Raw genomic sequence first — 24580 nt, 5'->3', positions numbered from 1 at the left:
CTGGCCGGTGCCGGCATTACGGCACGACGCCTACCGGGAGGGAACTAGCGTGGCAAACGGCTCCAGCGGACGCGGCAGGTTCGGTCAACTCGGGTTCATCTTCGCCGCCGTCGGCTCCGCGATCGGGCTCGGCAACATCTGGAAGTTCCCGTACATCACCTACGCCAACGACGGCGGTTCCTTCGTTCTCGTCTACCTGGTCGCGATCGCCCTCATCGGCCTGCCGATCATGATGGCCGAACTCGTCATCGGCCGGCGCACCCGCCAGAGTCCGGTCGGCGCCTTCCTCCGGGCGGCGAAGGACACGGTCGGCGGTCGCGCCTGGGGCGCCGTCGGCGCGCTCGGCGTCACCGGCAGCTTCATTCTGCTCTCCTACTACGCCCTGATCGCCGGTTGGACCGTCTACTACTTCGGCCAGTGCCTGAGCTGGTCGGTGCGGGGCACAGCCGTCCAGGACCAGCCGCTGGGCGAGTCGTTCGGCGCCTTCCTGGCCAACGGCCCCCTCCAGATCGGTTTCCATCTCCTGTTCATGGCCGTCACCGTCGGCGTCGTCGCCCTCGGCGTGAGCAAGGGGATCGAACGCGTCACCAAGCTCCTGATGCCGGTGCTCGGGGCCATCCTGATCCTGCTCGTCGTCAACTCGTTCTGGAGCCCGGGCTTCGGCGAGGCGATCCGCTTCCTCTTCCACATCGGGCCGATCACGGCCGACGGCCTGCTCGAAGCGGTGGGACACGCCTTCTTCACCCTCTCGGTCGGCATGGGAGCGATGGTCACCTACGGCTCCTACATGACATCGAAGCAGTCGATCCCGAGGAGCGCAGCCGCGATCAGCCTGCTCGACACCCTGATCGCGATCATGGCCTGCGTCGTCATGTTCTCGATCATCTTCAGCGTCGACGCGGCGGAGCGCGCCACAACGTTCGGCAAGAGCGCCACGATCCTGTTCACCACCCTGCCGCGGATGTTCTACGAGATGCCGCTCGGCGTCGCCCTGGCGCCGATGTTCTACCTCCTGGTCGGCTTCGCCGCCTTGACCTCGACCATCTCCCTGCTGGAGACCGTCGCCTCCTACCTGATCGACCGCCGCGGCTTCAGCCGGCTCAGCGCCTGCCTCGTCACCGGCGGCGCCATCTTCGCCTTCGGCATCCCCTCCGCGCTCTCGCTCGGCGCAAGCGGCGCGCTCTCCGCCTTCGCCCCGTTCGGCGAGCGCGCCGAGGGCTTTTTCGGCACGATGGACTACACCGTGTCGAACTGGATCCTCCCCCTCGGCGGCCTGATGATGGCCATCTTCTTCGGTTGGTTCCTGAGCTCCCGCGAGTCGCGGGCCGAACTCGCCGAAGGCCACGGCGACGTGGGCCGCTGGTTCTTCATCTGGCGCGGCGTCCTGCTCCGCTTCGTCTGCCCGGTCGCTATCCTGTGGATCATCTGGGCCGTGATCGGGGGGCGGTCGTTCGCCTGAGCTCAGCCTTCCAACCGGCCCGCTAGCCAGGGCAGGAAGTCCACGTCGAGCTGGGCCTCGACTCTCAACACGAGCAGAGGTGGAGCACCGGTGGACCACCGCTCGCGGAGCTTGACGGCGTCCTTGGACGTCGTGACCACGGCGTCGCAGCGGTGGCGGACGCGCGCGGCCTCGATCGCACGGAGGGAACGCGGCGGATAGCCGTGGTGGTCGCGAAAGCGGAGGTGATTCACGACCTCCAGGCCGGACGCGGCTGCAGTGCGGGCGACCCGCTCGGGACGGGCAACGCCCGTGACGAGCAGCGGTCGTTCCGGTGGCGGCCCACCCAAGAGCTCGGACCGGAGGGCCGACGTGAACACCCTGCCTGCGAAACCTTGACCGCGAAGCGTCGGTTCGAAGTAGTCCGGCGGTTCGGCACCGGCTTCGAGGCCGGTGATCACCGCGGCATCGGCGACGCGCACCATGCTCAAGGGCTCACGCAGCCGACCGCCCGGCAACAGGAGGCCGCCGGCAAAGGGGTCGGCGGCCGGAAAGGTCAGGATCTCGACGTCGCGGTGTAAGCGAACATGGGAGAAGCCGTCGTCCAGCAGGAAGACATCGATGTCCGACGCCCGCTCGAGGGCCAGGCCGGCGGCCGCGCGGCGGTCGGCGCCAACGGCCACCACCACGCCCGGCGCCTGTTCGGCGATCATCACCGGCTCGTCGCCGGCTTGGTGCACCGTCGCCAGTGGACCGTCACCCAGGCTGACCAGGAGTGGTGTCCGGCCCCGCCGGCGGTAGCCGCGCGAGAGGACGGCCACCCTCCGTCCCCCGGCCTGGAGCCCCCGCGCCGCGGCGATCACCGTCGGCGTCTTGCCGCTGCCACCCCAGTGCAGATTGCCGATGCTCACCACAGGCCGCGCCAGGCTCTCGGAACGGGTCGCCCAGTAGCGTCGGCGCTGAGCGTGCGCCCAACCGTAGAACTGCTGCCAGGGACTGCGCACAGTGTTCAAGCCAGGTCGACCAGCCCACGCAGCAGTTCAACCGACCGCTCGACCGCGCCGCGGTTGCGGTTGACGATCGCTCGGCCGCGCCGGCCCTGTTCCGCTGCCTCGTCCGGCCGATCCAGGAAGCGCCTCCAGGCGCGGCTCAATGCCTCGCCGTCGCCGGTCACGGTCAGGCCGCCCTCGGCCTCGAAGTCCCGCGCGATGCGCCGGAAGTTCTCCATCGACGGACCGACGAGGACCGGCACGCCGAAGCGGGCCGCCTCGATCGGATTGTGGCCGCCGGTGGGCACCAGGGAGCCCCCGATGAACGCGGCGGCCGCCAGCCGGTAGATGGAGGCGAGCTCGCCGAGGGAGTCGAGCAGCACGACCCGAGACGTGGATTCCCGCCACGGCGCGCCCGACCCTTCCGCAGGGATTGCGCTCCGCCGGAACGCCCCCAGAGACCGGCCCTCGATCTCTCGCCACACCTCGTCGAAACGCTCCGGATGCCGGGGCGCCAGAACCAGCAGGGCCTCGTGGTCCAGCCGTTCAAAGGCGTCCAGAACGATCGACTCCTCGCCCGGCATCGTCGAGCCGGCGACGAGGATGGGCCGCCCTCTCGCGAGCTTCCGCAACATCCGCTCCAGGCCGGTGACCGGCGCCGGCTCCGGCGTGTCGAACTTCAGGTTTCCGGTCAGCGACACGGCCCCGTCCGAAGCGCCGAGACTCCGCAATCGATCCTCGTCCTGCGGGCTCTGGGCGCCGAAGCGCTGGACCGGATCGAGCAGCGTCCGCCTGCAAAGGCGGCCGGCCCGTCTCATGCGGACGAAGCTGCGGTCGCTGACGCGCGCATTGAGCACCGCCACGGGAATCCCGCGCCGGCGGCAACTCCTAAGCACGAAGGGCCAGAGTTCACTCTCGAGCAGCACCAGGGCACGCGGCCCGTAGCGATCGAGAAACCGGGAAACCAGCGGGTCGAAGTCGAATGGCAGGTAGGTGACGACGACGCTACGCCCCCCCTCGGCCAGGGGTACGAACAGTTTCTCCGCCGCCGCCTGGCCGGTCGGCGTGACCGTGGTCACCAGCAGATCGAGTCCCGGCGGCAGGACCCGCGCAAACGTCGCCGCCACACCGGCCTCGCCGACCGATGCGGCGTGAAGCCACAGCGGCCGCTCTCCCTGAGCCGCCGGCAGGCGGCCGAGCCGGGCCGGAAGGGTCGCCAGATAGTGGCGACCGCGCCGGGCCAGCAGCACCGGCGCCGCCAGGCCCAACCCTGCCGCCATCGCGAGCTGGTACAGGAACCACATGCTTCAGACGAGCCGGCTGGTCAGCGGCCGCACCTGTCGGGGAGTATAATTCGGCCGCCTCCAGCCGTCGTGGCCGCCGGGCGGTGAGCGTTCCAGGTTCCTGGCAGCGCAGTCTTTGGACGCTTTGCCCCGGGCCTCCGTATCAACAGCGAGGCATGAGATCCGCGCAAGCCATCCGCATGGAACCGCCACGCGAAGATCCTCCACGCAGCGGTCTGACGATTGCCTACTCGCAACGTCAGCGCAGGGTGGAGTGGTCCGAGGCGTCCGACGTCGAACTCCTGGCGGGCATGCGCCGCGATGACGAACTCGCGCTCGACGAGTTGATGCGCCGCAAGGCATCACATCTGCTGCACCTGGCGACCAGCATGGTAGGCGACCGGGAGGACGCACGCGACATCGTTCAGATCGCTTTCCTGCGCATCTGGGATTCGCGCCACCGCTTCGACCAGCGCTACAGCCCGAACACCTGGATCTACCGCATCGTCTCCAACCTCGCGATCGACCACCTACGGTCACGGGCGTCCCGCATCCGCTCGCTGCAGAGCTTCCAGTTGCAGCACGAGCACCAGCGCGGTGAGGCCTTCGCGCGGCAACTCGAAAACCTGTCCGAACAGGAGATCCAGACCGTGTTCCACGAGTTGGCGTCGACGCTGAGCGAAAAGCAGCGCGCGGTCTTCGTACTGCGCGAAATGGAAGGGCTGAAGGGCAAGGAGATCGCTCGCATTCTCGGCATTCGCCCGTCCACCGTCCGCAACCACCTGTTCAACAGCCGCCGGCAACTCCGCAAGGAGTTGCGGAAGCGGTATCCCGAATACGCCCAAAACGCCCGGGTCAAGCACACCGGGATCGAGGATCGCTCATGACTACCGCCTGCCCGGACTGGGCTGCTCTCGCGCGCGAGCGCGAGCACGCCGAACGGAGCCCTGAGATCGGCGACACGGTCATCGACCGGGCCTGGGCAGATGCCCTGCGCCATCGGGAGGACTGCGAGCGTTGCCACACGGCTTCGCTCCAGGTCGATCCGCTGCTCCTCATCGGCGGGGCCTTCGCCAGCGCTCGTGACCGCGCCGACACGGCACAGGAGGTCGATGAACTCCGCAGACGGGTCCGGCTCGAACTCGACGGACGCGCCACCGAAAGGCGGCTCAAGGCGGCCCGGACCGCTCGCCGGCGGCTCCCCGTCGCGTCGGTCCTTGCGGCGGGCGCCGCGGCGGCGGCGTTCGGCCTGGGCTTCCTGCTCTGGCCGGAGACTGCGCCGTCGCCCGGCGACGTCGTCGATTCCGAACTGAGTCTTTCACCCCACATCGCCATGGCCCCGCTCGTCGAACCGCTCGGCGACGAGCCGATGGGCGTCTTCCAGTTCCCGGGGAACGGCATCGACTCCAAGCTCGACATGGTCCTGGTCGTCACGGAAATCGCACCATGACGGCGGCTGCTTCCGCGAGTACGCGCGTCGCCCTCGCCGTCATCCTTCCGCTACTGCTCTCGACGGCGGGGGCCGCGCAGCAGGAGGCCGAGACCCAGGTCCGCCACGCGTTCACGCTCCAGCATCAGCGCGCCGACGACGCCCTGGAGTGGATGCAGGGCGAGATGTCGCCGCACGGCACGATCGAACTGCAACGCGCGACGAACACGCTGGTGCTGCGGGACGCGCGCAGCGTTCTGGAGCACCTGCTCGCCTTGCTCCGTGACTTCGACCACCCGCGCCGTCAGGTCGAGTTGCACATCTTCATTCTCGAGGCGTCGCGCCGCGGCCAGGGCGACCCGCGTTCCGAGTTGCCGGCCGAACTCATCGACGAACTGGGCGATTGGCTGGCCTTCACGAGCTACCGGCAGCTCGGCGAGGGGCGGTTCGAGGCCATGGAAGGCGAGGACGTGCGTTTCGATATCGGTACCGAGTTCCGGATCGGCTTCCGGGTCGGCACCGTGCTGCTCGACCGCCGGCTCAAGCTCTACGGCGTGGAGGTCGACCGCAGCCGTGGAGACAGCCTGGGTGAGCGGATCTTCAACGGCCACGTGAACGTCTGGGTCGGCAAGCCCCTCGTTCTGGCGATTTCGTCCCGCGACTCGGCCGACAGCGGACTGGTCGTCGCGGTCACCGTCAGCCCGCCTCAGGAAGACGACCTGAGCGCGGGCGAGTAGGACGATCCCGGTCATGCAGTTCGTCTGCCGGCTCGGCACTGCCGACGGTCGCATCGTCGAGCAGATTCACGAGGCGCCCGATCTGAGGAGCGCGCGACGTGAGATCGAGCGTCGCGGGCTCCATGTCTTCGAGATCAGACGCCGCGGCCTTCAGCACATGCTGGGATCGCTGCTGGGATCCGCCTCCGCGACCGGAGAGGGCAGCTCGCGCAAGGCGATTCCCGGCCCCGATTTCCTCGTCTTCAATCAACAGATGGCCGGCCTCCTCGGCGCAGGACTCCCCCTGCTTCAATGCCTGGAGCTGATGCACGAGCGGCAGCGCAACACCGCGTTCAGGGAAGCGCTGGCCGAGATCAAGGACCGGGTCGAGAGCGGCGCCGAACTCTCAGACGCATTCGCCGAGGCCGGCGGGGCGTTCCCACCGATCTACGCGTCGATGCTCAAGGCCGGCGAGCAGAGCGGCGGCCTGGAGCAGGTGATCCGCCGTTACGTCCGTCAACTCAAACTGGTCACCACTTCACGCAAGCGCGTCGTCAGCGCGCTGTTCTACCCGGCGCTGCTGGTCTGCCTGTCGGTCGGCATCGTGGCCGTGATGATGTTCTTCGTCATGCCACGCTTCGAAGAGTTCTACCAGGCTCTCGACCTCGATCTGCCCTGGATCACGCAGATGCTGCTCGGCCTGTCGGCGCTGTTGCGTAACCCGACCACACTGGTCCTGGTCGCAGCGACGATCATCGCCGTCTGGGTCGCCTGGAGGGTCGGAAGCAGCGGTCGCCTGGGCGCCGTCGTCGACGGCCTGAAGCTGCGGCTGCCGATCATCGGACCGATCCTCCACCGCTTCGCGCTGTCCGAGTTCTGCCGCTCCCTCGCCACTCTGCTGCACGGCGGACTGCCGCTGGCCGCTGCGCTCGACACTGCGACCTCCGCGGTCACGAACCGGTTCCTCCACCGTCGCGCGGCGGCTCTCGGCCCGCGGATTCGAGAGGGCGCTGCCTTCCACGTGGCACTCGAGGAATCCGAGGCGTTCACCGATCTCGCGATCGACATGGTCAAGGTCGGTGAGGCGACCGGAGCATTGGACGAGATGGTGAACAGCGTCTCCGACTTTCTGGACGAGGACGTCGAGACCCGCACCGAGCGCCTGCTCTCCCTGATCGAGCCGGTGATGCTGGTGGTCATGGGCTTCACGATCGCGCTGCTCGTTCTCTCCATGTATCTGCCGCTGTTCAGCGTGCTCGGACAGGTCCAGGGTTGATGGTCGTCCAGGACGAAACGGCCGCGGCGCGGAACCGGCGCCTCATCGCGGAAGGCGTCTCGGAACTCGAGAGCCTCCGTCTGGCCAGCGAAGAGGAAGGCCGGCTCGCCCGCGAACGGACCGAGGCGGCCCGGATCGCGGCCCGGTTTGGCCTGGAGGTCGCCGATCTGGACAACTTCCGCATCGACAACGACCTCTTCCGCCACATCCCATTCGACCTGATGCTCCGCTACAGCTTCATTCCCGAGCGCCAGTTGGAGGGCCGCCTCGCGGTCGTGATGGCCGATCCGACGGACGTCGTCAGACTGGACGAACTGGAGTTGCAACTGGGTCAGCCGCTCGAGGCCCGAATCGGCACCCGCACCGAGATCGAGGATCTGCTGCAGAAGTCAGAGAGCGCCCAGCGCGTCCTGGACGAGGCGACCGAGGACTTCAAGATCCAGCTCGTCCAGGAGGACGAGGACAGCGGCGAGGTGCTCTCGATCGACCGCATCTCAGCCGATCAGAGTCCGATCATCAAGCTGGTCGACTCCACCCTCTTCAACGCGATTCAGCGGCGCGCGTCGGACATTCACATCGAGACCCGCGAACAGGAAGTGATCATCAAGTACCGCATCGACGGCGTGCTGTACCAGGCGATGGAACCGATCGACCGCCGCCATCACCAGACGATCGTCAGCCGGATCAAGGTCATGTCCGAACTCGACATCGCCGAGAAGCGGATCCCCCAGGACGGGCGGTTCAAGGTCCGGGTCAGCGGTCGCACGATCGACTTCCGGGTTTCCGTGATGCCCTCCGTCCACGGCGAGGACTGCGTGATCCGCATCCTGGACAAGGAGTCGATGAACCAGGAGTTCAAGACACTGCGGCTCGACGTCCTCGGCCTGGACGACGAGACGATCACGAAGCTCCGCAAGTTCATCCGCGAGCCCTACGGCATGGTGCTGGTCACCGGGCCGACCGGGTCCGGAAAGACGACCACACTCTACGCATGCCTCTCCGAGATCCAGTCGAGCGAGGACAAGATCATCACGATCGAGGATCCGGTCGAGTACCAACTCGACGGGATCACCCAGATTCCGGTCAACGAGAAGAAGGGGCTGACCTTTGCCCGCGGGCTCCGGTCGATCCTGAGGCACGACCCGGACAAGATCATGGTCGGGGAAATCCGCGACGAGGAGACGGCCCAGATCGCGATCCAGTCGGCGTTGACCGGTCACCTGGTGTTCACGACCGTCCACGCGAACAACGTGGTCGACGTTCTCGGCCGGTTCCTCAACATGAATGTCGACCTGTACAACTTCGTGGCGGCGCTCAACTGCATTCTCGCCCAGCGTCTCGTCCGGCGCATCTGCAACCACTGCCGCGAACCGGTCCGGGCCGACGACGCACTCCTCGAAGAGAGCGGTCTCAACCGGTCCGACATCGCCGGCTGGCAACTCTTCGAAGGCCGCGGCTGCATGGAGTGCAACGGCACGGGGTTCTTCGGCCGGATGGCCGTGTCCGAACTGCTCGACCTCTCCGACTCCATCCGCGAGATGATCCTTGACCGCCGTCCCGCCTCAGAGATCCGCCGCGCCGCGGGTGCGGAAGGCATGCGGTTCCTGCGCGAAAGCGCACTCTCGAAGGTCCGGCAAGGAGTAACGACCCTCCGTGAGATCAACAAAGTTACCTTTGTGGATTGAACGCCTCGTCGGCCTCGACGACCCTCGGGGGCCGGCGTCGGTGTTCCTGCTCGACGAGCGCGAGCTCGTCCTGGCCCACTTCGTGCGCCAGGACGGATCCATGCCGGAACTCGTGGCCGTCAGGCGGCGGCAACTCCCCGCCGACACCTTCCAGGACGGTGCCCTGGGGGGGCCGCTACGGGAGCCAGCCCAGTTCCATGAGGTCGTCTCGGAGCTGCAGCAGGCCGCCGATACGGCGATCGGGAACCCGGTGACCACTGCCGCCCTGGTTCTCCCGGACCGCTGGCTCCGGCTGACCTTCGCCGAACTCGAAGAGGTTCCCACGAAGCCGCAACGGCGGGAAGAGGCGCTGCGGTTCAAGCTCCGAAAGCAGGTGCCGTTCCGGGTCGAGGAACTCCGTGTGCGCGGCAGGCGGGCTGGCGCCGCGGGCAACGGTTCTGCCCGCTTCCTGATCGGGTTCGGCATCGAGCACGTTCTGGCCCAGATCGAAGGTTCGTTCAGGGGCGCCGGGATCCATATCGGCGCGGTCACGAACGAGAGCCTGAGCGCTGCCAACGGCATCGCCCGGATTCACGGCGACTCGGACCCCTTTCTACTCCTCGTCGCGCACCGTGACGGCTACTCCCTGCTCGCACGCGCGGAGGAAGGCCCGGCCCTGTTCCGCTACAAGAGCATCGACCCGAACCTCCCGGCTTCCGTCGCTTCAAGCCTGGCGGTACGCGACCTGCGACTGACCAGGAGCTTCGTCGAGGAGCGGGAGATCTTCGGCGACGAGGGCAGTCTGCCCGGATACGCCCTGATGCTGGCCCCGGAGGAGACCCGCGGCATCTGGCGCGAGCGCCTCGAAGACGGGCTGGAACTGCCCGCCCGGATTCTCGACGGCAACGGAGTCTTCGGCTCCGGCGCCGAAACCCTCGACATCGACGTAGAGCAGGCGCTGCCGATGCTCGGCGCCTCGCTGACGGTGAGGACATGAAGACTGGGGTCAATCTGGCCGCCCGCCCGTTCGTCAACCGCCGTCCGTGGCGGCGCCTGACGGCGCTTCTCTGGACGCTCGGGATGGCGCTTCTGGCCCTCAACGCGGTGCTGTACTGGGGTTACCTCACCGGCTCGGCCGACGCTCGCACCGAACTCGCCGAACTCCGGCAGCAGCTTGCCGCCGACGGCGCCGAACTCGACCGGTTGGGCTCGCAACTCGCACGCCTCGACGTGCCGTCCCAGAATCGCGAGGTCGCGTTCCTGAACGAGCGCATCGCGGATCGGCGGTTCCCGTGGGGGCAGCTCTTCACCGACATCGAGCAGGTGCTGCCATGGAACACACGCCTGCGCAGTCTCGCACCGCAGCCGAGCGAGAGAAGCCGCAGGCGGCAGGCCGTGCCGGGCCCCGACGCCGCCACGCGCGTGATGCTCGACATCAGCGGTGAAGCTCAGGATGACGAGGCGCTCTTTTCCCTGATGGACGCCCTGTTCGCGCACCTGTCGTTCGACGACCCGAAGCTCCGGCACCAAAGCCGCGAAGACACCGGTCCCGTCGACTTCTCGATCGCCGTCGCGTACACGCCGGGATCCGTCCCGGGCGAGACGGAGGGCACCGCGGACACCGCGGCCGCGGGAGAGCAGGCAGCGCCGATGGAGGGCCAGCCATGAGCCGGCGGCGGATATGGCGCCTGCGCATCTGGTTCTGGGTCGGAGTGGGCCTGTGCGTGATCAACGCGGGCCTGCTCTCGACGTACCGCGGAGTCTACGCGGGCCGCTTCCAGGCGCTCGAGGACGAGATCGCCGACGTGCGCAACCTGCGTACCCGCGCGACCCAGGAGGTGGCCCGCCGCGAGGGGCAGGTGGCGACGGTCGAGGCGACCCGCGACCGGGTCGAAGGCCTCTACCGCGAAGGCTTCGCCACCGAGCGGGAACGGCTGACCGATCTCCTTCGCGAAGTCAAGGAACTCGCCGACCGCTCCGGGCTCCACCCAGGCTCCACTTCCTACCCCGAGGAGCAACTGGAGCAGTATGGGCTGGTCGAGAAGTCGCTGGTGTTCACCGTCGAGGGGAACTACACCCAGTTGCGGCGGCTGATCAACGAACTCGAGATGACGGACACGTTCGTCGCCCTCGAGTCGATCAGCCTGAGCGAAGCGACTCCCAACCTGCGGATCGACCTGCGCCTCTCGACCCTCTTCTCCGTCGGCGAGGCGAGACCTTCGGGTCAGGAGGCGGGAGCATGAGCGCCGCCGAAGCCCGATCGAACCGACCGCGGCCCCTGCTGCTGGTTCTGCTCGCGGTCGTCGCGCTGATCGCCGCCTGGCGCTACCTGCCTTCCTTCGGCGGTGGACCCGGCTTTATCCGCACGACCCACGCGGATCTGCAATCCACCACGATCGAGGTGGTGGAACTGGCCGCGCACACCCTGGACGAAACGCCGCCGGAGGTCACGGCAGCCCGCGACCCCTGGTCATTCGCCAGCCGACCGGCGCCGGAGCGAACCGTTCCCGAAGCGACGGTTCCGGAGCCGAAGCCGATCGCCGTTCAGCCCGTCGTCCCGGAGAGACCGAGGCCGCAGGCGCCGGCGCCGACACCGATCGGCCCTCGGCCTCCCGCCGTCGACATCGTCTACCTCGGGACCTTGGGACGCGACGACGATCCAGTCGCCGTGTTCTCGGACGGCTCGGCGATCTACAACGCGCTGACGGGCGACCTGGTCAAGGACCTGTTTCAAGTACAACGGATCGGCTACGAGTCGGTCGACCTGCTGTTCGTCGGCTTCCCCGACGAACCCGCGGTGCGACTGGCGATAGGTGGTCGGCCGAACGGCTGAGGATCAGAGGACATGGCACAACGAAACGGACAACGGCTGCGCTCCCTGGCGCTGGCTCTCCTGGCTCTGGTGGTCTTTGCCTCCTGCAGCGGCTACCGGAGCTTCCGCGAAGCCCAACACGCCGAACTCGCGGGCGACTGGGACGCCGCCGTCCTCCGCTACATGGAGCTGGTCGCCACCGATCCTTCGGATCTCCGCTACCGGGCCGGTCTGCTGCGCGCCAAGACCCAGGCCGCTCATGCTCACTTCGAGGAGGGAAGGAAGCTTCAGGAGGCCGGCCGTGACCGCGACGCCCTGCTGGAGATGCAGCGCGCCGTGCAGCTCGACCCGACGAACCAGTACGCCCTCACCGAACTGGAGAAGATCCGGACCCGGATCGAGAGCAGCGGCCGTGGCCCGCGAACCATCTCCCAGCTCAAGGAAGAGGGCCGCGGCGCCGAACCGATGCCGCCGGTCTTGAGTCCGCGTTCCGACGAACCGATCACCTTCGACTTCCCGAACGCGACCTTCATGGAGATCTACCGCGCGATGGGGCAGGCGTTCGGCTTCAACGTCGTGTTCGATCCCCGCCTGCGGGACGCGCAGATCGCAAGCCCCATCGAGCTGCGCGAGGTGACCGCGCTTGAAGGCCTCGAGATCCTGATGCAGAGCCTTGGCCACTTCTACAAGGTGCTCGACGAGCAGACGATCATGATCCTGCAGAACACGCCGGCGAACCGCCAGCAGTACGAAGACCGGATCATCCAGACCTTCTTCCTGTCGAACGCCGACGTGAAGGACGTGATGACCGTCCTTCGCAGCCTGCTGGCCACCCGGTTCATCGCCGCGAACGAGCGGCTGAACGCGATCGTCATGCTCGACAGCGTCGAGAAGGTCAAGGTCGCTGAGCGCATCATCGAGCAGGCCGACAAGGCCAAGGCCGAAGTGGTCATCGACGTCGAGTTGCTGGAGATCAACACGACCAAGCTTCAGGACCTGGGCCTATCGCTCGACACGAACACCCTCGGCATCAGCCTCGACATCGGCGGCGAGGACGTGCCGCTCAGGATGTCGGATGTCGAATCGCTGAACCAGAACAACTGGGTGCTGACCGTTCCCGGCTTCCTGTTCGACTTCGTGAAGAACTCGACCGACGCGCAGACGCTGGCCAAGCCCCAGGTCCGGATCACCGAAGGAGAAGAGAGTTCGTTCTCGATCGGCGACCGGGTCCCGATCCCGGTGACCAGCTTCAACACGGCGAACACCGCGGGCAGCAACGTCGTGCCCATCACGTCGTACCAGTACCAGAACGTGGGCATCCAGGTGGACATCACACCCCGCGTCCACCACAACGAGGAGATCTCCCTGGACCTCGACATCGAGGTCAGCGATCTGAGCGGCCAGATCGGCGACCAGCCGATCATCGGCAGCCGCAACATCACGACCAGCATCCGACTGCGCGACGGCGAGACGAACTTCCTCGCCGGGCTCATCCGCACGAACGAGTCGAATCGACAGGACGGAATCGCTGGACTGTCGGAGATCCCGGTGCTGGGGCGGCTGTTCTCAAGGAGGCGGAGCGACAACCGGCGCACGGACATCGTGCTCACGCTGACACCGCACATCATCCGCCGGGCGGACATCACCGAGCAGGACCTGGCGCCGATCTGGGTGGGCACGGAGCAGAACGTCGTGTTCAGAGGTTCGAGTCCGCGGATCGACTCGGGGATCGACGGTCCGTTCGACGAGCCGGCGCAGGAAAGCGACGACACGCGGCAGCAACTGGAGGAGCGGCTCCCGCCGGGCCTGCGCGACGCGGAACCCGAAGGCGGTGGAGAGGGCGAAGATCAGCCTCCCCTGGGCGTCGAACTCGTCCCGCCGCCGAACGGTTCGTTCAAGAACGCCGGTCTGCCCGACCTCCCCCCCGCGATCGTCCTCGCTAGCCTCCAGCCCTCGCCTCCGGGCGCCAACGCCGAGATCCAGCTCTCCTTCGCGCCCCAGGCGCTGCGCGCGAGGGTCGGCGACAGCTTCGAGGCGCGCCTGGACATCAGTGCCCGAACTCCGCTCTCCCACCTGCCGCTACGGCTCCAGTACGACCCCGAGCGAATCGAGGTGACCGCCGTCAGAGCCGGGTCCTTCCTCGGCGATCAGAGCGAGGTTTCCCTGATGACGGACGACTCGACACCAGGCACGGTCATCGTCGGCCTGAGCCGGCTGGGCGATCGGGCGGGAGTGGCCGGCCGGGGCCACCTGCTGGCTCTAGAAGTCCGGGCCGTAGGACCCGGTCAGGCAACGATCGCGGTCGAGCGGGCGAAGCCAAAAGGCCCCGAACTCGAAGCGCTGCCATCGCCGACCGTTTCCCCCCTGGAAATCCAGATCCAGGACGACGGGCCGCCCGACCGGGGGCCGGAGACGGTCGCGTGAGGGCGAGGATGCCGAACGGCGCATGGCGAAGGGCCGGGTACACCCTGGTGGAACTGGTCACCGTGTGCACCGTGATGTTGACGCTGGCGGCCGTCGCCCTGCCGACCGCCGTCTACACGAACAAGCGGATCAAGGAGGCCGAACTCCGGGCGCACCTGCGCACGCTGCGCAACGCGATCGACGAACACAAGCGCTACAGCGACGTCGGCCTGATTCCGATCGAGATCGGGACCGACGGCTATCCGAGTGAACTCGAGCTCCTGATCGAGCCGGTTCAGTTGATCGGCCAGGCCGACGGCGAGATCCGCTTCATGCGCCGAATTCCGGTCGACCCGATGACCGGCGAGGCGGACTGGGGACTCAGGAGCTACCAGGATGAACCGGACGACAGGAACTGGGGTGGAGAGAACGTCTACGACGTCTACTCCCTCTCGGAAGGCGTCGGTCTGAACCGTGTTCCATACCGGGAGTGGTGACATGAATCGGAGAATCATGGGCCAGCGCGGCATGTCCCTGCTGGAGCTGATCATCGTCATGGCGATCATCGGCATCCTTGCCGCCGTCGCGGTTCCCCTGCTGAAGAACGCGCCCAGACGGGCGCAGGAGGCGGCGCTGAAGCAGAACCTCCGGGTCATGCGCGACGCCATCGAACAGCACTACGCCGACAAGGGGCACTACCCGCCGAGCCTCCAGACGCTCGTCGAGGAGGAGTACCTGCGCGCGATTCCGCTCGATCCGATCACCCGCACCAGTGAAACCTGGGTTGAGGTCTTCGCCGAGTTCCCCGCGCTCTCCGACGAGGACCCCTGGGCCGAGACCGATCTCTCACCCTTCGGCGATCCCGGTATCGAGGACGTTCACTCCGGCTCGGAGGAGAACTCGCTGGAGGGCACCGCCTATGCCGATTGGTGACCCGGCAAACCGCGGCGCCTGTCCCGCGGACCGATCCTCCGAGGCCGGCTACAACCTCGTCGTGCTCGCCGTTCTGATCACGGTGATGAACATCGCGGTCGCCGCGGCGCTGCCGTACTGGAGCAGTTGGGCCAAGCGGCAGAAGGAAGAGGAGCTGATCTTTCGGGGGCTCCAGTACGCCGAGGCGATCCGCCTATTCCGGGTTCGCCAGGGCCGCCTGCCGACGGCGCTCGAGGAACTCATCGAGGTCGAACCGCGGGTCATCCGGCAGTTGTGGCCGAATCCGATGGACGAGGAGGGGCGCTGGGGCCTGCTGATGCAGGGAGCTCCAAGCAACGCCGGCGAGGGGAACCGCCGGACCGGAGGCGCCGGGCCAGCCAATGCGGGCGCGGCAGGCGGCGCCGGTGGCGGGGGGCTCACCGCCGTGCCGCCTCCGAACGAGGAGGAGGGCGAAGGCCCGACCGTCGGACCGATCCTGGGCGTCTACAGTGCTACGCCCGGCCCCTCCATGAGGATCTTCAACGGCCAGGAGGACGTCGAGAACTGGTACTTCACCAGCGAGTTGATCCAGCTCCGGCCTGGCAACGTCGCGGAGGGCCGTCCGCCGCCGCGTCTGACCAGCGCCTGGATCGGCAAACCGTTCCCACCCGGCGTGCTCGGGGAGGGACAGATCCAGGACGGCGCCGCGCCAGGAGAACGCAACCGTTGACCGTCACCGTCGGCATCCGCCGGCTGCCGCACTCCGCCGGACCGCCCGAGCGCGCCTCGGCGGGAAGCGCAGGCTACGATCTGCGCGCCGCCACGGATGCCCCGGTCCGGATCGAACCCGGCGCCCGCGCACTGATTCCCACCGGTCTCATCCTCGGCCTCCCGGCCGGCTACGAGGCCCAGATCCGGCCCCGCAGTGGACTCGCCTACCGGCGCGGCCTGACCGTGCTCAACGCACCCGGTACGATCGACAGCGACTACCGCGGTGAGCTCAAACTGCTGCTCGTCAATCTGGGCCGGAGCATGATCATGGTTGAGCGCGGCGAAAGGCTGGCCCAGATGGTGGTCGCCGCGGTGCCCGAGATCGCGTTCCGTGACGACGACACGCTCGGCGCGCATCCGGTTGCCGGAGAGCGCAACGACGGCGGCTTCGGCTCCACCGGCCGCTAGGGAGTCAGTTTGACGCGCCGTCGCCGGACGTCCAGCTCGGCAGAGTCCCCGGATCGATTCCAAGGGAGGCGAGCGCCGTCGACCAGGCGTCGCCCGGATCGGGCGAGAACACGATCGACTCCTCTACCGGCGCCGTCAACCAGTCGCTGCGACTGACCTCCTGCATCAACTGACCCGGCGCCCAGCCGGCGTGACCGAGCAGGAGCCGCATGCGGTCCGGAGCGCTGCGCGCCAGTGTCCGCAGCGCGAGGATGTTCTGCGTGGCGCCCACGCCCGGCGCGATCCGGGTGATTCCATCCGCCTCCAGGCCGGTCAAGCCATCCAGGGACAGCAGCACGGTGCCTACTTCCGGTTGCACCGGGCCACCGACGAACGCCGTCGCCTCGGAGCCGCCAAGCCACTCGATATCGAGTTCCTGGAGCACCTCGTTGATCTTGAGCTGGCTCGGTCGATTGACGACGAAACCGAGACTTCCCCCCTCGCCGCCCTCCTCGTGGGCCGCCAGCAGGACGACCGCCCGGAAGAAGAACGGGTCCAGAACCTGGGGCATGGCGATCAGGAGACTTGGCGTCTCGAGATCATCCAGTCCGGACATGGCGCGACTCTACACGCCGGCACCTGATGGATGCGGCCGGACACTGACGCCCGCGCCGCTTTGGGTTATCTTGTGGACATGACGAACAGCTTCGGCGCCAAACGAACCATGAGCGTGGGAGGACGCACCTTCCGGATCGCCCACCTGCCGACACTGGAAGCCGCTGGCCTGCCGGTGACACGCCTTCCATACGCGCTCAAGATCCTCCTGGAGAATCTCCTGCGGCGAGAGGACGGGCGCATCGTGCCGGCCGACGACATCGAGGCCGTCGGACGCTGGGAGCCCGCGGCCGAACCGCATGTCGAGATCGCCTTCATGCCCGGCCGCGTGCTGCTGCAGGACTTCACCGGCGTGCCCGCGGTGGCCGACCTCGCCGCCATGCGCGACGCGATCGCGCGGATGGGCAGCGATGCGGCGAAGATCAATCCCCTGCAGCCCGCCGAACTCGTGATCGACCACTCGGTGCAGGTCGACGAGTACGGCTCCGCGGCCGCACTCCTGATCAACGCCGAGCGCGAGTTCGAGCGCAACGAGGAGCGTTATCTCTTCCTGCGCTGGGGCCAGACCGCGTTCGAGAACTTCCGCGTCGTGCCGCCGGCGACCGGCATCGTCCACCAGGTCAACCTGGAGTACCTCGCCCGCGGGGTGATGACCTCCCAGAATGGCGCCGCCGAACCGCCCTTTGCTTATCCCGACACCCTGGTCGGTACCGACTCCCACACGACGATGATCAACGGACTCGGGGTCCTGGGCTGGGGCGTGGGAGGCATCGAGGCGGAGGCGGCGATGCTCGGACAGCCGATCGCGATGCTCGTCCCCCAAGTCGTCGGCTTCCGCCTGCTCCGACGGCTGCCGGAAGGCACGACCGCGACGGACCTCGTCCTGCGGGTCACCGAGATGCTCCGCAACCACGGCGTCGTCGGCAAGTTCGTCGAGTTCTTCGGGCCCGGGCTCCGTGAACTGCGGCTGGCCGACCGGGCGACGATCGCGAACATGGCGCCCGAGTACGGCGCTACCTGCGGCATCTTCCCGATCGACCGGGCCGCGGTCGACTATCTCCGCTTCACCGGCAGAAGCGAAGCTCAGGTGGAACTCGTCGAGGCTTACTGCCGCGAACAGGGTCTGTTCCACGGACCGGATACGCCGGAAGCCGAGTACAGCGACACGCTGGAACTCGACCTGGGCACGGTCGAGCCCTCGCTGGCGGGACCGCGCAGGCCACAGGACCGGGTCCGGCTGTCCGAGGTCAAGGAGTCCTTCCTGAGCCAGTTGCCGCAACTGTCCACCCGCTCGAGCGGACTACCCGTGCTCGACGGCGACGGAAAGGGCGGAGCGGCCCGACCGGCAGCCGCGGACGACGGTGAACAAGCCGGGGTGACGGACGGCTCCGTGGTCATCGCGGCCATCACGAGTTGCACGAACACGTCGAACCCCTCCGTCATGCTGGCTGCCGGCCTGCTGGCGAAGAACGCCGTCGGCGCCGGACTGCGAACCCGGCCCTGGGTCAAGACGAGTCTGGCCCCGGGCTCCAAGGTGGTGACCGACTACCTCGCGGAAGCCGGCCTCACACCCCACCTGGAGGAATTGGGTTTCCACACCGTCGGCTACGGCTGCACGACCTGCATCGGCAACAGCGGTCCGCTGCCGCCGGCCATCTCGGCCGCCATCGCCGAGGACGAGCTCGTCGCCGTTTCCGTCCTCTCCGGCAACCGCAACTTCGAAGGCCGGATCTCGAGCGAGGTCCGGGCCAACTACCTCGCCTCGCCACCCCTGGTCGTGGCCTACGCCCTGGCCGGCCGCATCGACGTCGACCTGTACAACGAACCCCTCGCCAGCGGCTCGAACGGCCCGGTGTACCTCCGCGATATCTGGCCCGCCCAGGCGGACATCCAGGCGGCGCTCGAGAGTTCGCTGCGGCCCGAAATGTTCACGCGCCAGTACGCCGACGTCTTTGCCGGCAGCGAGACCTGGCAGGCGCTCGACGTTCCCTCCGGCCAGACGTTCGACTGGCAGGCCGATTCGACCTACGTCAAGCAGCCTCCCTTCTTCGTCGACATGCCGCGGCAGCCGGAGCCGGTCGAGGACATTCGCGGCGCCCGGGTGCTGGCCCTGCTCGGCGACACGGTGACGACCGACCACATCTCCCCCGCCGGCCCGATCAGTCCCGACAGTCCGGCCGCCGCTTACCTGCGCGACCTGGGAGTCGAGCGCGCCCAGTTCAACTCCTACGGCGCCCGGCGCGGCAACCATGAGGTCATGATGCGCGGTACGTTCGCCAACGTCCGCCTCCGCAACCACCTCGTGCCCGGCACGGAAGGCGGGTACACCGCGCTCCTCCCCGAAGACGAGCACACGACGATCTTCGACGCCGCCACCGCCTACCGCGAACGCGGTGTGCCGCAGATCATTCTGGCCGGCCTGGAGTACGGGACCGGATCCTCGCGTGACTGGGCGGCCAAGGGACCACGACTGCTCGGCGTACGCGCTGTCATCGCCAGGAGCTACGAACGGATCCACCGCAGCAACCTGGTCGGCATGGGGATCGTGCCACTGGAGTTCCGGGACGGCGAAGGCGCCGAGGAACTCGGGCTGACCGGCCGCGAGGAGTACGACGTCGAGGGGTTGGCCGCGGGTCTCGCAGCGGACTTCGAGCCCGGGCTGGAGGTCACGGTGCGAGCGACCGGCGAGAACGGAGCGACCACCTTCCGGGCCCTGGTGCGCCTCGACACCCCGCAGGAGGCCGAGTACTACCGCCACGCGGGCATCCTGCAGTACGTGCTGCGCCAGCTCCTTGACGACGACGCCTGATCGACTGCGGCACGTCGACCCGGTCGCCGCACTGCCCGCAAGGGAGCGGCTCAAGGTCAACGAGATCTTCTACTCGATTCAGGGCGAATCGACCTTCGCCGGCCGCCCTTGCGTACTCGTGCGCCTGACCGGCTGCCAGATGCGTTGCAGTTGGTGCGATACCGAGTACAGCTTCTACGAAGGCTCCTGGATGCGGGTCGAGGACGTCATCTCCGAAGTGCTGGCATTCGACTGTCCGCTGACCGAAGTCACCGGCGGCGAACCCCTTCTCCAACCCGGCGTTCATCCGTTGATGAGCGCGCTCTGCGACCGAGGACTGGTGGTTCTGCTCGAGACCGGCGGCGGGCTGGACATCTCGGGAGTCGATCCCCGCGTCCGGCGGATCGTCGACCTGAAGTGTCCCGCCAGTGGCGAGGCGTCGAACAACCACTGGCCGAACATCGACGCGCTGCGTCCGACCGACGAGGTGAAGCTCGTGCTCGCCGACCGGGGAGACTACGAGTGGGCGCGCGACACGATCCGCAAGCACCGGATCGACCGCCGCTGCACCGTCCACCTGTCACCCGTCTGGGATGCTCTGGAACCCGCCGAGCTCGCATCCTGGGTGCTCGAAGACCGGCTTCCGGCAAGAGTTTCGACGCAGTTGCACAAGACCCTCTGGGGAGCCGCAACGCGAGGCGTGTAAACGCTGCCCGGCGCGGCCCGGGAACGTCCCAACGGGCTGCTACACTCCGCGCCGAATGCGGCCCGGCACAAGGCCAACCGCGGGTAACACACGAAGTGAGACAGACGTTATGAGTGTGGCGAAGCTGACGTTGGACGACCAGGAGGTCGAGTTCCCAGTAATCGTCGGCTCCGAGGGCGAGGTGGCGATCCAGAGCCACGCGCTCCGGAGCCTGACCGGCGCGATCACACTGGATCCGGGCTATGGCAACACCGGATCCTGCCGCAGCGCGATCACGTTCATCGACGGTGAACAGGGGATCCTGCGCTACCGCGGCTACCCCATCGAGCAGCTCGCGGAGGAAGCGTCCTTCGTCGAGGTCTGCTACCTCCTGATCTACGGCGAGCTGCCCAACCAGGAGGAGCTCGACGACTTCCGCTCCAAGCTGCGCCGGCACACCCTGATCCACGAAGACATGAAGAAGTTCTTCGAGGCCTACCCGCCGACGGCGCACCCGATGGCGATCCTGTCCTCGATGATTTCGTCGCTCGCCACCTTCTACTCGGAGGATGAGGACGTCGACCTCCATGTGGTCCGCCTGATCGCCAAGCTGCCGACGATCGTCGCCTTCTCGTACAAGAAGTCGATCGGCCAGCCCTTCGTGTACCCGCAGAACGACCTCGGTTACGCGGAGAATTTCCTGAACATGATGTTCTCCGTTCCGTGCGAGTCCTACGAGCCGCCGGATGTGCTGTCTCGAGCGTTGAACATGCTGCTCATCCTGCACGCGGACCACGAGCAGAACTGCTCGACATCGACGGTCCGCATGGTCGGCAGCTCCGGCGCCAGCCTGTTCGCCGCCATTTCCGCCGGCATCGACGCCCTGTCCGGGCCGCTCCACGGCGGCGCCAACCAGCAGGTGATCGAGATGCTGGAAGCGATCCGCGACAGTGGCGACGACTTCAGCAGCTTCGTCGACCGCGCAAAGGACAGGAACGACCCCTTCCGCCTGATGGGCTTCGGGCACCGCGTGTACAAGAACTTCGATCCGCGCGCCAGCATCCTGAAGGGCGCCGCGGACCAGGTGCTGGCACAACTCGGCGTCGACGATCCCCTTCTCGCGATTGCGAGGAACCTCGAAGAGGTCGCGCTCCAGGACGACTACTTCGTGGCACGGAAGCTGTACCCGAACGTCGACTTCTACAGCGGCATCATCTACCGCGCGATGGGCCTGCCGACCGACATGTTCACCGTCATGTTCGCCCTGGGCCGGTTGCCTGGCTGGCTGGCGCACTGGAAGGAGATGCGCGGCGACCCGGAGAACCGGATCAACCGGCCGCGCCAGGTTTACACCGGCGCAACCGTGCGCGAGTACCAGGCGCTCGCCGACCGCTAGTAGGAGCTTGCGCCTACGCGCGCAGTTCCGGCCGCACCGGCTTCGCCGGCACGTGGCCGCGGCGGTAGACAAGGATCGTCCGGTCGAACGTGATGACCGGCCTGCCATCCTGGTTGTAGCCGACCGTACGGAAGCCGACGATGCCCTGGTGCGGGCGCGACTTCGACTCGCGAACGGACAACACCTCACTCTGGGCGTACAGCGTGTCGCCTTCGAATACCGGATACGGCAGACGGACCCGGTCCCAACCCAGGTTGACCGCGTTCTGGGACAGATCGCCGACGGTCAGCGCGGTGACCAGGGACAGGGTGAAGCAGGAGTTGACGAGGGGCCGCCCCCATTCCGTCTGACCCGCGTACTCGCGGTCGAAGTGAATCGGGTTCGGATTCAGGGTGATCATCGTCAACCAGACGTTGTCGCCCTCGGTGACCGTCCGGCCCAGGGCATGGCGGAAGATCTGGCCGACCTCGAAATCCTCGAAGACTCTTCCCGCTCCGCCTGGAGGCGGTTCGTTGTGCGTCGGTGTGTCGTTCATGCTCTCAGGATCGCTCCATTCTGTTCGAGCCCCTCGATCTCCTCGGAGCCGTAACCGAGACCTCGAAGGACTTCTCCGGTGTGTTCCCCCATCCGCGGTTCGCGCCGGCGGAGGTCACCGGGTGTTCGCTCCAGTCGCGGGGCGGGCGCGATGTGGATCTCTCCATCCGGGCCAATCGGGAACGTGCCGCGCTCAGCGTTGTGCGCATGGCGCGGCGCCTCGTCCAGGTCGAGCACCGGTGCGACACAGGCGTCGAGCCGGCTGAAGACCTCGGTCCACTCGTCCCGGGTGCGGGTCAGGAAGGCCCTCCGGAATGCATCGATGTGAGTCGGCCAGCGTTCGGTGTCCATCTGCTCGTGCGCGACATCGACACCCGTTCCCTCACACAGCGCGGCAAAGAACTGCGGTTCGATCGCGCCCACCGAGACGTAGCCTCCGCACTTGCACTCGTAGCAGCGGTAGAAGGCGGCGCCACCGCCGAGAAGGCCTTTGCCAGGCGTCGAGCGAGCCCCCTTCTGCGCGAAGTGCACGGCCATCAGGGACGCCGCCCCGTCGATCATCGCGGCGTCGAGGTACTGGCCGCAGCCGGACCGCTCCCGCTCGAACAGGGCGCAGAGGATGCCGAAGGCCGCCATCAGACCTCCGCCACCGAAGTCGGCAACCAGGTTGAGAGGCGGAAGAGGCGGTTCCCGGCCGTTGCCGATCTGCGACAGAACACCTGCGAGCGCGATGTAGTTCACGTCGTGGCCGGCGGCCTGGGCCATCGGCCCGGTCTGGCCGTAGCCGGTGAGTGAGCAGTACACCAAGCGCTCGTTGAGCGCAGCGAGCGTCGCGTAGTCACATCCCAACCGGGCACACACGCCCGGCCGGTTGCCTTCCAGAAAGACATCAGCATCCGCGGCGAGTTGCTGGAGGATGCGCTGGCCTCCCGGTGTCTTCAGGTTGAGCGCGATGCTGCGCTTGTTCCGGGACAGCATGTCGCCGGACCTCACCGGACCGCCCATCGCATTGTCGACCCGCAGCACGTCCGCCCCCATGTCCGCGAGCAGCATCGAGCAGTAGGGCCCGGGCGCAAGCCGCGACAGGTCGAGAACCCGAAGTCCGTCCAGGGCGCCCACGGCGGCGCAGCCTAGCAGCCAGCCGGGCGCGCGCCACATCGGCTATCGCGATACCCTGACCCGATGGAAGCGCCGGCCCCGGCCACCGTTCTGCCGCGCTCCAAGCACCCGATCGTCTCACGTCGACTCTCTGCCGGCGCCCAAAAGGTCCTCCGCCGGCTCCACCAGGCCGGCAGAAACGCCTGTCTGGTCGGCGGCAGTGTGCGGGACCTGCTTCTGGACCGGCGGCCGAAGGACTACGACATCGTCACCGACGCCCGGCCGGAGGAGGTACGCCGCCTGTTCCGCAACTCGCGGATCATCGGACGCCGCTTCCGTCTCGTCCACGTCCTGTTCAGTGACGAAGTGGTCGAAGTGTCGACGTTTCGCGGCGCGCCCGATCCCGACCATCAACGTCGTTCACCGGGTGAACTCCTGGTGACCAGCGACAACACCTACGGCACACCACGCCAGGACGCCTTCCGCCGCGACTTCACCGTCAACGCCCTGCTCTACCGGGCTTCCGACCGCGCCGTCGTCGACTATGTCGAGGGCCTCGAGGACCTCGACCGCGGCCTGATCCGCGTGATCGGCGATCCCAACCTCCGCTATCGGGAGGACCCGGTGCGCATGCTGCGGGCGTGCGAGTTCGCCGCTCGCCTGGGGTTCGACCTCGAGGCCGCCACTCTCGCCGCCGCCCTCGAGCACCGCCGGGAGATCGCCAAGGCCTCGCCGCACCGCCTGATCGAGGAGTTGATCCAACTCCTCGCCAGCGGCCGGAGCGCGGCGGCTTTCGACTGGATGCGGCGTTCGGGGTTGCTGCCGGTCGTCCTGCCCGAAGTCGAGGAAGTGCGGGGCTCGACGGCCCAGACGGCCGGCTTCTCCCGACTCGCGGAGCAACTGGACGAACGCGTCAACAACGACCCGGACGTGCCGCTCGCGGTGCTGCTTTCCACCTCGCTCCTACCACGGATCGTCGTTGGCAGGGAACGGCTCGAGGCCGGCGGGAAAGCGGTTCAGCGCCGGCGCCTGCAACGACTCGTGGATGACGTGGTGGACGACTTCGGCACCCGCTTCGCGCTCTCCGCCAGGCGGCGCGTCCGGATCACCCGTGCCCTGGAGACATTCCAGCGGCTGTGCGAACCAAGCCACAGCCCCGGAGCCGTTCACAACCTGGTCCGTCGCGATGCGTTCCGTCCCGCCCTGGAACTCTTCGGCCTGCTCTCGGCTGCCACCGGCAGCGGCGGCAAGACGCTCGGATTCTGGCAGCAGGTCGGCGAGCCGGCTCCGTCCCCGGCCTCAACCGGGACCACGAAGCGGCGCAGGCGGAGGCGAAGACAGCGCAGAGCGCGACGGCGCCACCTCTAGGCGGCTCGCCAACTCG

Annotated in this window: 24 protein-coding genes; 19 read left to right on the top strand and 5 right to left on the bottom strand. The window is 67.6% G+C overall.

All coding sequences use genetic code 11. The features are described 5' to 3' along the window. The first annotated feature begins 49 nt into the window (after positions 1–49). Entirely contained in the window at positions 50–1459 is a 1410-nt protein-coding gene (locus tag OXG83_12445; protein ID MCY3965842.1) for a sodium-dependent transporter, read from the top strand. Between the two features lie 2 nt (positions 1460–1461). On the opposite strand, the gene lpxK is transcribed toward OXG83_12445, so the two are convergent. Both lpxK and OXG83_12435 read right to left on the bottom strand, forming a co-directional pair. After that, positions 1462–2442 carry a tetraacyldisaccharide 4'-kinase gene (lpxK, locus tag OXG83_12440; protein ID MCY3965841.1) on the bottom strand — a complete coding sequence of 327 codons (981 nt, stop codon included), beginning with the start codon at positions 2440–2442 and terminating at the stop codon, positions 1462–1464. A 5-nt stretch (positions 2443–2447) separates the two neighbouring features. Next, positions 2448–3731: a 3-deoxy-D-manno-octulosonic acid transferase gene (locus tag OXG83_12435; GenBank protein MCY3965840.1), complete on the bottom strand. Its 1284-nt coding sequence runs from the start codon at positions 3729–3731 to the stop codon at positions 2448–2450. Positions 3732–3886: 155 nt separating this feature from the next. Here OXG83_12435 and OXG83_12430 point away from each other — a divergent pair, with 155 nt between their 5' ends. From OXG83_12430 to dut, 14 genes are read left to right on the top strand one after another with little or no spacing between them, the layout of a single operon-like run. Then, on the top strand, positions 3887–4597 hold the full coding sequence (locus OXG83_12430; protein ID MCY3965839.1) for an RNA polymerase sigma factor: 711 nt from the start codon (positions 3887–3889) through the stop codon (positions 4595–4597). After that, complete coding sequence (locus OXG83_12425) at positions 4594–5160, top strand: hypothetical protein (protein MCY3965838.1); 567 nt, start codon at positions 4594–4596, stop codon at positions 5158–5160. The genes OXG83_12430 and OXG83_12425 overlap by 4 nt, the downstream gene beginning before the upstream one ends. Beyond that, positions 5157–5876 carry a hypothetical protein gene (locus tag OXG83_12420; protein MCY3965837.1) on the top strand — a complete coding sequence of 240 codons (720 nt, stop codon included), beginning with the start codon at positions 5157–5159 and terminating at the stop codon, positions 5874–5876. The genes OXG83_12425 and OXG83_12420 overlap by 4 nt, the downstream gene beginning before the upstream one ends. 13 nt (positions 5877–5889) lie before the next feature. Then, a complete protein-coding gene (locus OXG83_12415; GenBank protein ID MCY3965836.1) occupies positions 5890–7131 on the top strand; it encodes a type II secretion system F family protein in 1242 nt (413 codons plus the stop codon). Continuing rightward, on the top strand, positions 7131–8816 hold the full coding sequence (locus tag OXG83_12410; GenBank protein MCY3965835.1) for a GspE/PulE family protein: 1686 nt from the start codon (positions 7131–7133) through the stop codon (positions 8814–8816). The genes OXG83_12415 and OXG83_12410 overlap by 1 nt, the downstream gene beginning before the upstream one ends. Then, a complete protein-coding gene (locus tag OXG83_12405) occupies positions 8785–9792 on the top strand; it encodes a hypothetical protein (protein MCY3965834.1) in 1008 nt (335 codons plus the stop codon). The genes OXG83_12410 and OXG83_12405 overlap by 32 nt, the downstream gene beginning before the upstream one ends. Continuing rightward, positions 9789–10463: a hypothetical protein gene (locus OXG83_12400; protein MCY3965833.1), complete on the top strand. Its 675-nt coding sequence runs from the start codon at positions 9789–9791 to the stop codon at positions 10461–10463. Before OXG83_12405 ends, OXG83_12400 begins: the two co-directional genes overlap by 4 nt. After that, positions 10460–11038, top strand: coding sequence for a hypothetical protein (locus tag OXG83_12395; GenBank protein ID MCY3965832.1), 579 nt, complete (start codon positions 10460–10462; stop codon positions 11036–11038). The genes OXG83_12400 and OXG83_12395 overlap by 4 nt, the downstream gene beginning before the upstream one ends. Then, complete coding sequence (locus OXG83_12390) at positions 11035–11628, top strand: hypothetical protein (protein MCY3965831.1); 594 nt, start codon at positions 11035–11037, stop codon at positions 11626–11628. The genes OXG83_12395 and OXG83_12390 overlap by 4 nt, the downstream gene beginning before the upstream one ends. Before the next feature lie 12 nt (positions 11629–11640). Beyond that, positions 11641–14031 carry a hypothetical protein gene (locus OXG83_12385; GenBank protein MCY3965830.1) on the top strand — a complete coding sequence of 797 codons (2391 nt, stop codon included), beginning with the start codon at positions 11641–11643 and terminating at the stop codon, positions 14029–14031. A gap of 8 nt (positions 14032–14039) precedes the next feature. Continuing rightward, complete coding sequence (locus OXG83_12380; GenBank protein ID MCY3965829.1) at positions 14040–14507, top strand: type II secretion system protein; 468 nt, start codon at positions 14040–14042, stop codon at positions 14505–14507. A gap of 1 nt (position 14508) precedes the next feature. Further along, positions 14509–14943 (top strand): type II secretion system protein, encoded by a 435-nt coding sequence (locus OXG83_12375; protein MCY3965828.1) that lies wholly within the window; start codon positions 14509–14511, stop codon positions 14941–14943. Then, positions 14930–15652, top strand: coding sequence for a hypothetical protein (locus tag OXG83_12370; protein ID MCY3965827.1), 723 nt, complete (start codon positions 14930–14932; stop codon positions 15650–15652). Before OXG83_12375 ends, OXG83_12370 begins: the two co-directional genes overlap by 14 nt. Further along, positions 15649–16101, top strand: coding sequence for a dUTP diphosphatase (dut, locus tag OXG83_12365; GenBank protein MCY3965826.1), 453 nt, complete (start codon positions 15649–15651; stop codon positions 16099–16101). Before OXG83_12370 ends, dut begins: the two co-directional genes overlap by 4 nt. A 4-nt stretch (positions 16102–16105) precedes the next feature. Here the strand turns inward: dut and OXG83_12360 are convergent, their stop codons facing one another. After that, a complete protein-coding gene (locus tag OXG83_12360) occupies positions 16106–16696 on the bottom strand; it encodes a YqgE/AlgH family protein (GenBank protein ID MCY3965825.1) in 591 nt (196 codons plus the stop codon). A 78-nt stretch (positions 16697–16774) separates the two neighbouring features. Here OXG83_12360 and acnA point away from each other — a divergent pair, with 78 nt between their 5' ends. The 3 genes from acnA (at position 16775) to OXG83_12345 (ending at position 21564) form a co-directional block, all read left to right on the top strand. Then, a complete protein-coding gene (gene acnA / locus OXG83_12355; GenBank protein MCY3965824.1) occupies positions 16775–19504 on the top strand; it encodes an aconitate hydratase AcnA in 2730 nt (909 codons plus the stop codon). Continuing rightward, positions 19488–20189, top strand: coding sequence for a radical SAM protein (locus tag OXG83_12350; GenBank protein ID MCY3965823.1), 702 nt, complete (start codon positions 19488–19490; stop codon positions 20187–20189). Before acnA ends, OXG83_12350 begins: the two co-directional genes overlap by 17 nt. A gap of 109 nt (positions 20190–20298) precedes the next feature. Further along, positions 20299–21564 carry a citrate synthase gene (locus OXG83_12345; protein MCY3965822.1) on the top strand — a complete coding sequence of 422 codons (1266 nt, stop codon included), beginning with the start codon at positions 20299–20301 and terminating at the stop codon, positions 21562–21564. A 13-nt stretch (positions 21565–21577) separates the two neighbouring features. Here the strand turns inward: OXG83_12345 and OXG83_12340 are convergent, their stop codons facing one another. Continuing rightward, positions 21578–22099, bottom strand: coding sequence for a MaoC family dehydratase (locus OXG83_12340; GenBank protein MCY3965821.1), 522 nt, complete (start codon positions 22097–22099; stop codon positions 21578–21580). Next, positions 22096–23256 carry a CaiB/BaiF CoA-transferase family protein gene (locus OXG83_12335; GenBank protein MCY3965820.1) on the bottom strand — a complete coding sequence of 387 codons (1161 nt, stop codon included), beginning with the start codon at positions 23254–23256 and terminating at the stop codon, positions 22096–22098. The genes OXG83_12340 and OXG83_12335 overlap by 4 nt, the downstream gene beginning before the upstream one ends. Before the next feature lie 24 nt (positions 23257–23280). On the opposite strand from OXG83_12335, the gene pcnB reads away from it, so the two are divergent. After that, positions 23281–24564, top strand: a complete 1284-nt coding sequence (pcnB, locus tag OXG83_12330; protein MCY3965819.1) for a polynucleotide adenylyltransferase PcnB — start codon at positions 23281–23283, stop codon at positions 24562–24564. The last annotated feature ends 16 nt before the right edge of the window (positions 24565–24580 follow it).

This window comes from Acidobacteriota bacterium, assembly GCA_026707545.1.
Taxonomy (GTDB): Bacteria; Acidobacteriota; Thermoanaerobaculia; order Multivoradales; family Multivoraceae; genus Multivorans.
This window is presented reverse-complemented; position numbering and strand designations above follow the sequence as displayed.

Excerpts from the sequence above, each read along its gene's own strand:
- OXG83_12435 (MCY3965840.1), bottom strand. The coding sequence starts at position 3,731 with ATGTGGTTCCTGTACCAGCTCGCGATGGCGGCAGGGTTGGGCCTGGCG.
- OXG83_12430 (MCY3965839.1), top strand. The coding sequence starts at position 3,887 with ATGAGATCCGCGCAAGCCATCCGCATGGAACCGCCACGCGAAGATCCT.
- OXG83_12425 (MCY3965838.1), top strand. The coding sequence starts at position 4,594 with ATGACTACCGCCTGCCCGGACTGGGCTGCTCTCGCGCGCGAGCGCGAG.
- OXG83_12420 (MCY3965837.1), top strand. The coding sequence starts at position 5,157 with ATGACGGCGGCTGCTTCCGCGAGTACGCGCGTCGCCCTCGCCGTCATC.
- OXG83_12415 (MCY3965836.1), top strand. The coding sequence starts at position 5,890 with ATGCAGTTCGTCTGCCGGCTCGGCACTGCCGACGGTCGCATCGTCGAG.
- OXG83_12410 (MCY3965835.1), top strand. The coding sequence starts at position 7,131 with ATGGTCGTCCAGGACGAAACGGCCGCGGCGCGGAACCGGCGCCTCATC.
- OXG83_12400 (MCY3965833.1), top strand. The coding sequence starts at position 9,789 with ATGAAGACTGGGGTCAATCTGGCCGCCCGCCCGTTCGTCAACCGCCGT.
- OXG83_12395 (MCY3965832.1), top strand. The coding sequence starts at position 10,460 with ATGAGCCGGCGGCGGATATGGCGCCTGCGCATCTGGTTCTGGGTCGGA.
- OXG83_12390 (MCY3965831.1), top strand. The coding sequence starts at position 11,035 with ATGAGCGCCGCCGAAGCCCGATCGAACCGACCGCGGCCCCTGCTGCTG.
- OXG83_12385 (MCY3965830.1), top strand. The coding sequence starts at position 11,641 with ATGGCACAACGAAACGGACAACGGCTGCGCTCCCTGGCGCTGGCTCTC.
- OXG83_12380 (MCY3965829.1), top strand. The coding sequence starts at position 14,040 with ATGCCGAACGGCGCATGGCGAAGGGCCGGGTACACCCTGGTGGAACTG.
- OXG83_12375 (MCY3965828.1), top strand. The coding sequence starts at position 14,509 with ATGAATCGGAGAATCATGGGCCAGCGCGGCATGTCCCTGCTGGAGCTG.
- OXG83_12370 (MCY3965827.1), top strand. The coding sequence starts at position 14,930 with ATGCCGATTGGTGACCCGGCAAACCGCGGCGCCTGTCCCGCGGACCGA.
- OXG83_12360 (MCY3965825.1), bottom strand. The coding sequence starts at position 16,696 with ATGTCCGGACTGGATGATCTCGAGACGCCAAGTCTCCTGATCGCCATG.
- acnA (MCY3965824.1), top strand. The coding sequence starts at position 16,775 with ATGACGAACAGCTTCGGCGCCAAACGAACCATGAGCGTGGGAGGACGC.
- OXG83_12345 (MCY3965822.1), top strand. The coding sequence starts at position 20,299 with ATGAGTGTGGCGAAGCTGACGTTGGACGACCAGGAGGTCGAGTTCCCA.
- OXG83_12340 (MCY3965821.1), bottom strand. The coding sequence starts at position 22,099 with ATGAACGACACACCGACGCACAACGAACCGCCTCCAGGCGGAGCGGGA.
- OXG83_12335 (MCY3965820.1), bottom strand. The coding sequence starts at position 23,256 with ATGTGGCGCGCGCCCGGCTGGCTGCTAGGCTGCGCCGCCGTGGGCGCC.
- pcnB (MCY3965819.1), top strand. The coding sequence starts at position 23,281 with ATGGAAGCGCCGGCCCCGGCCACCGTTCTGCCGCGCTCCAAGCACCCG.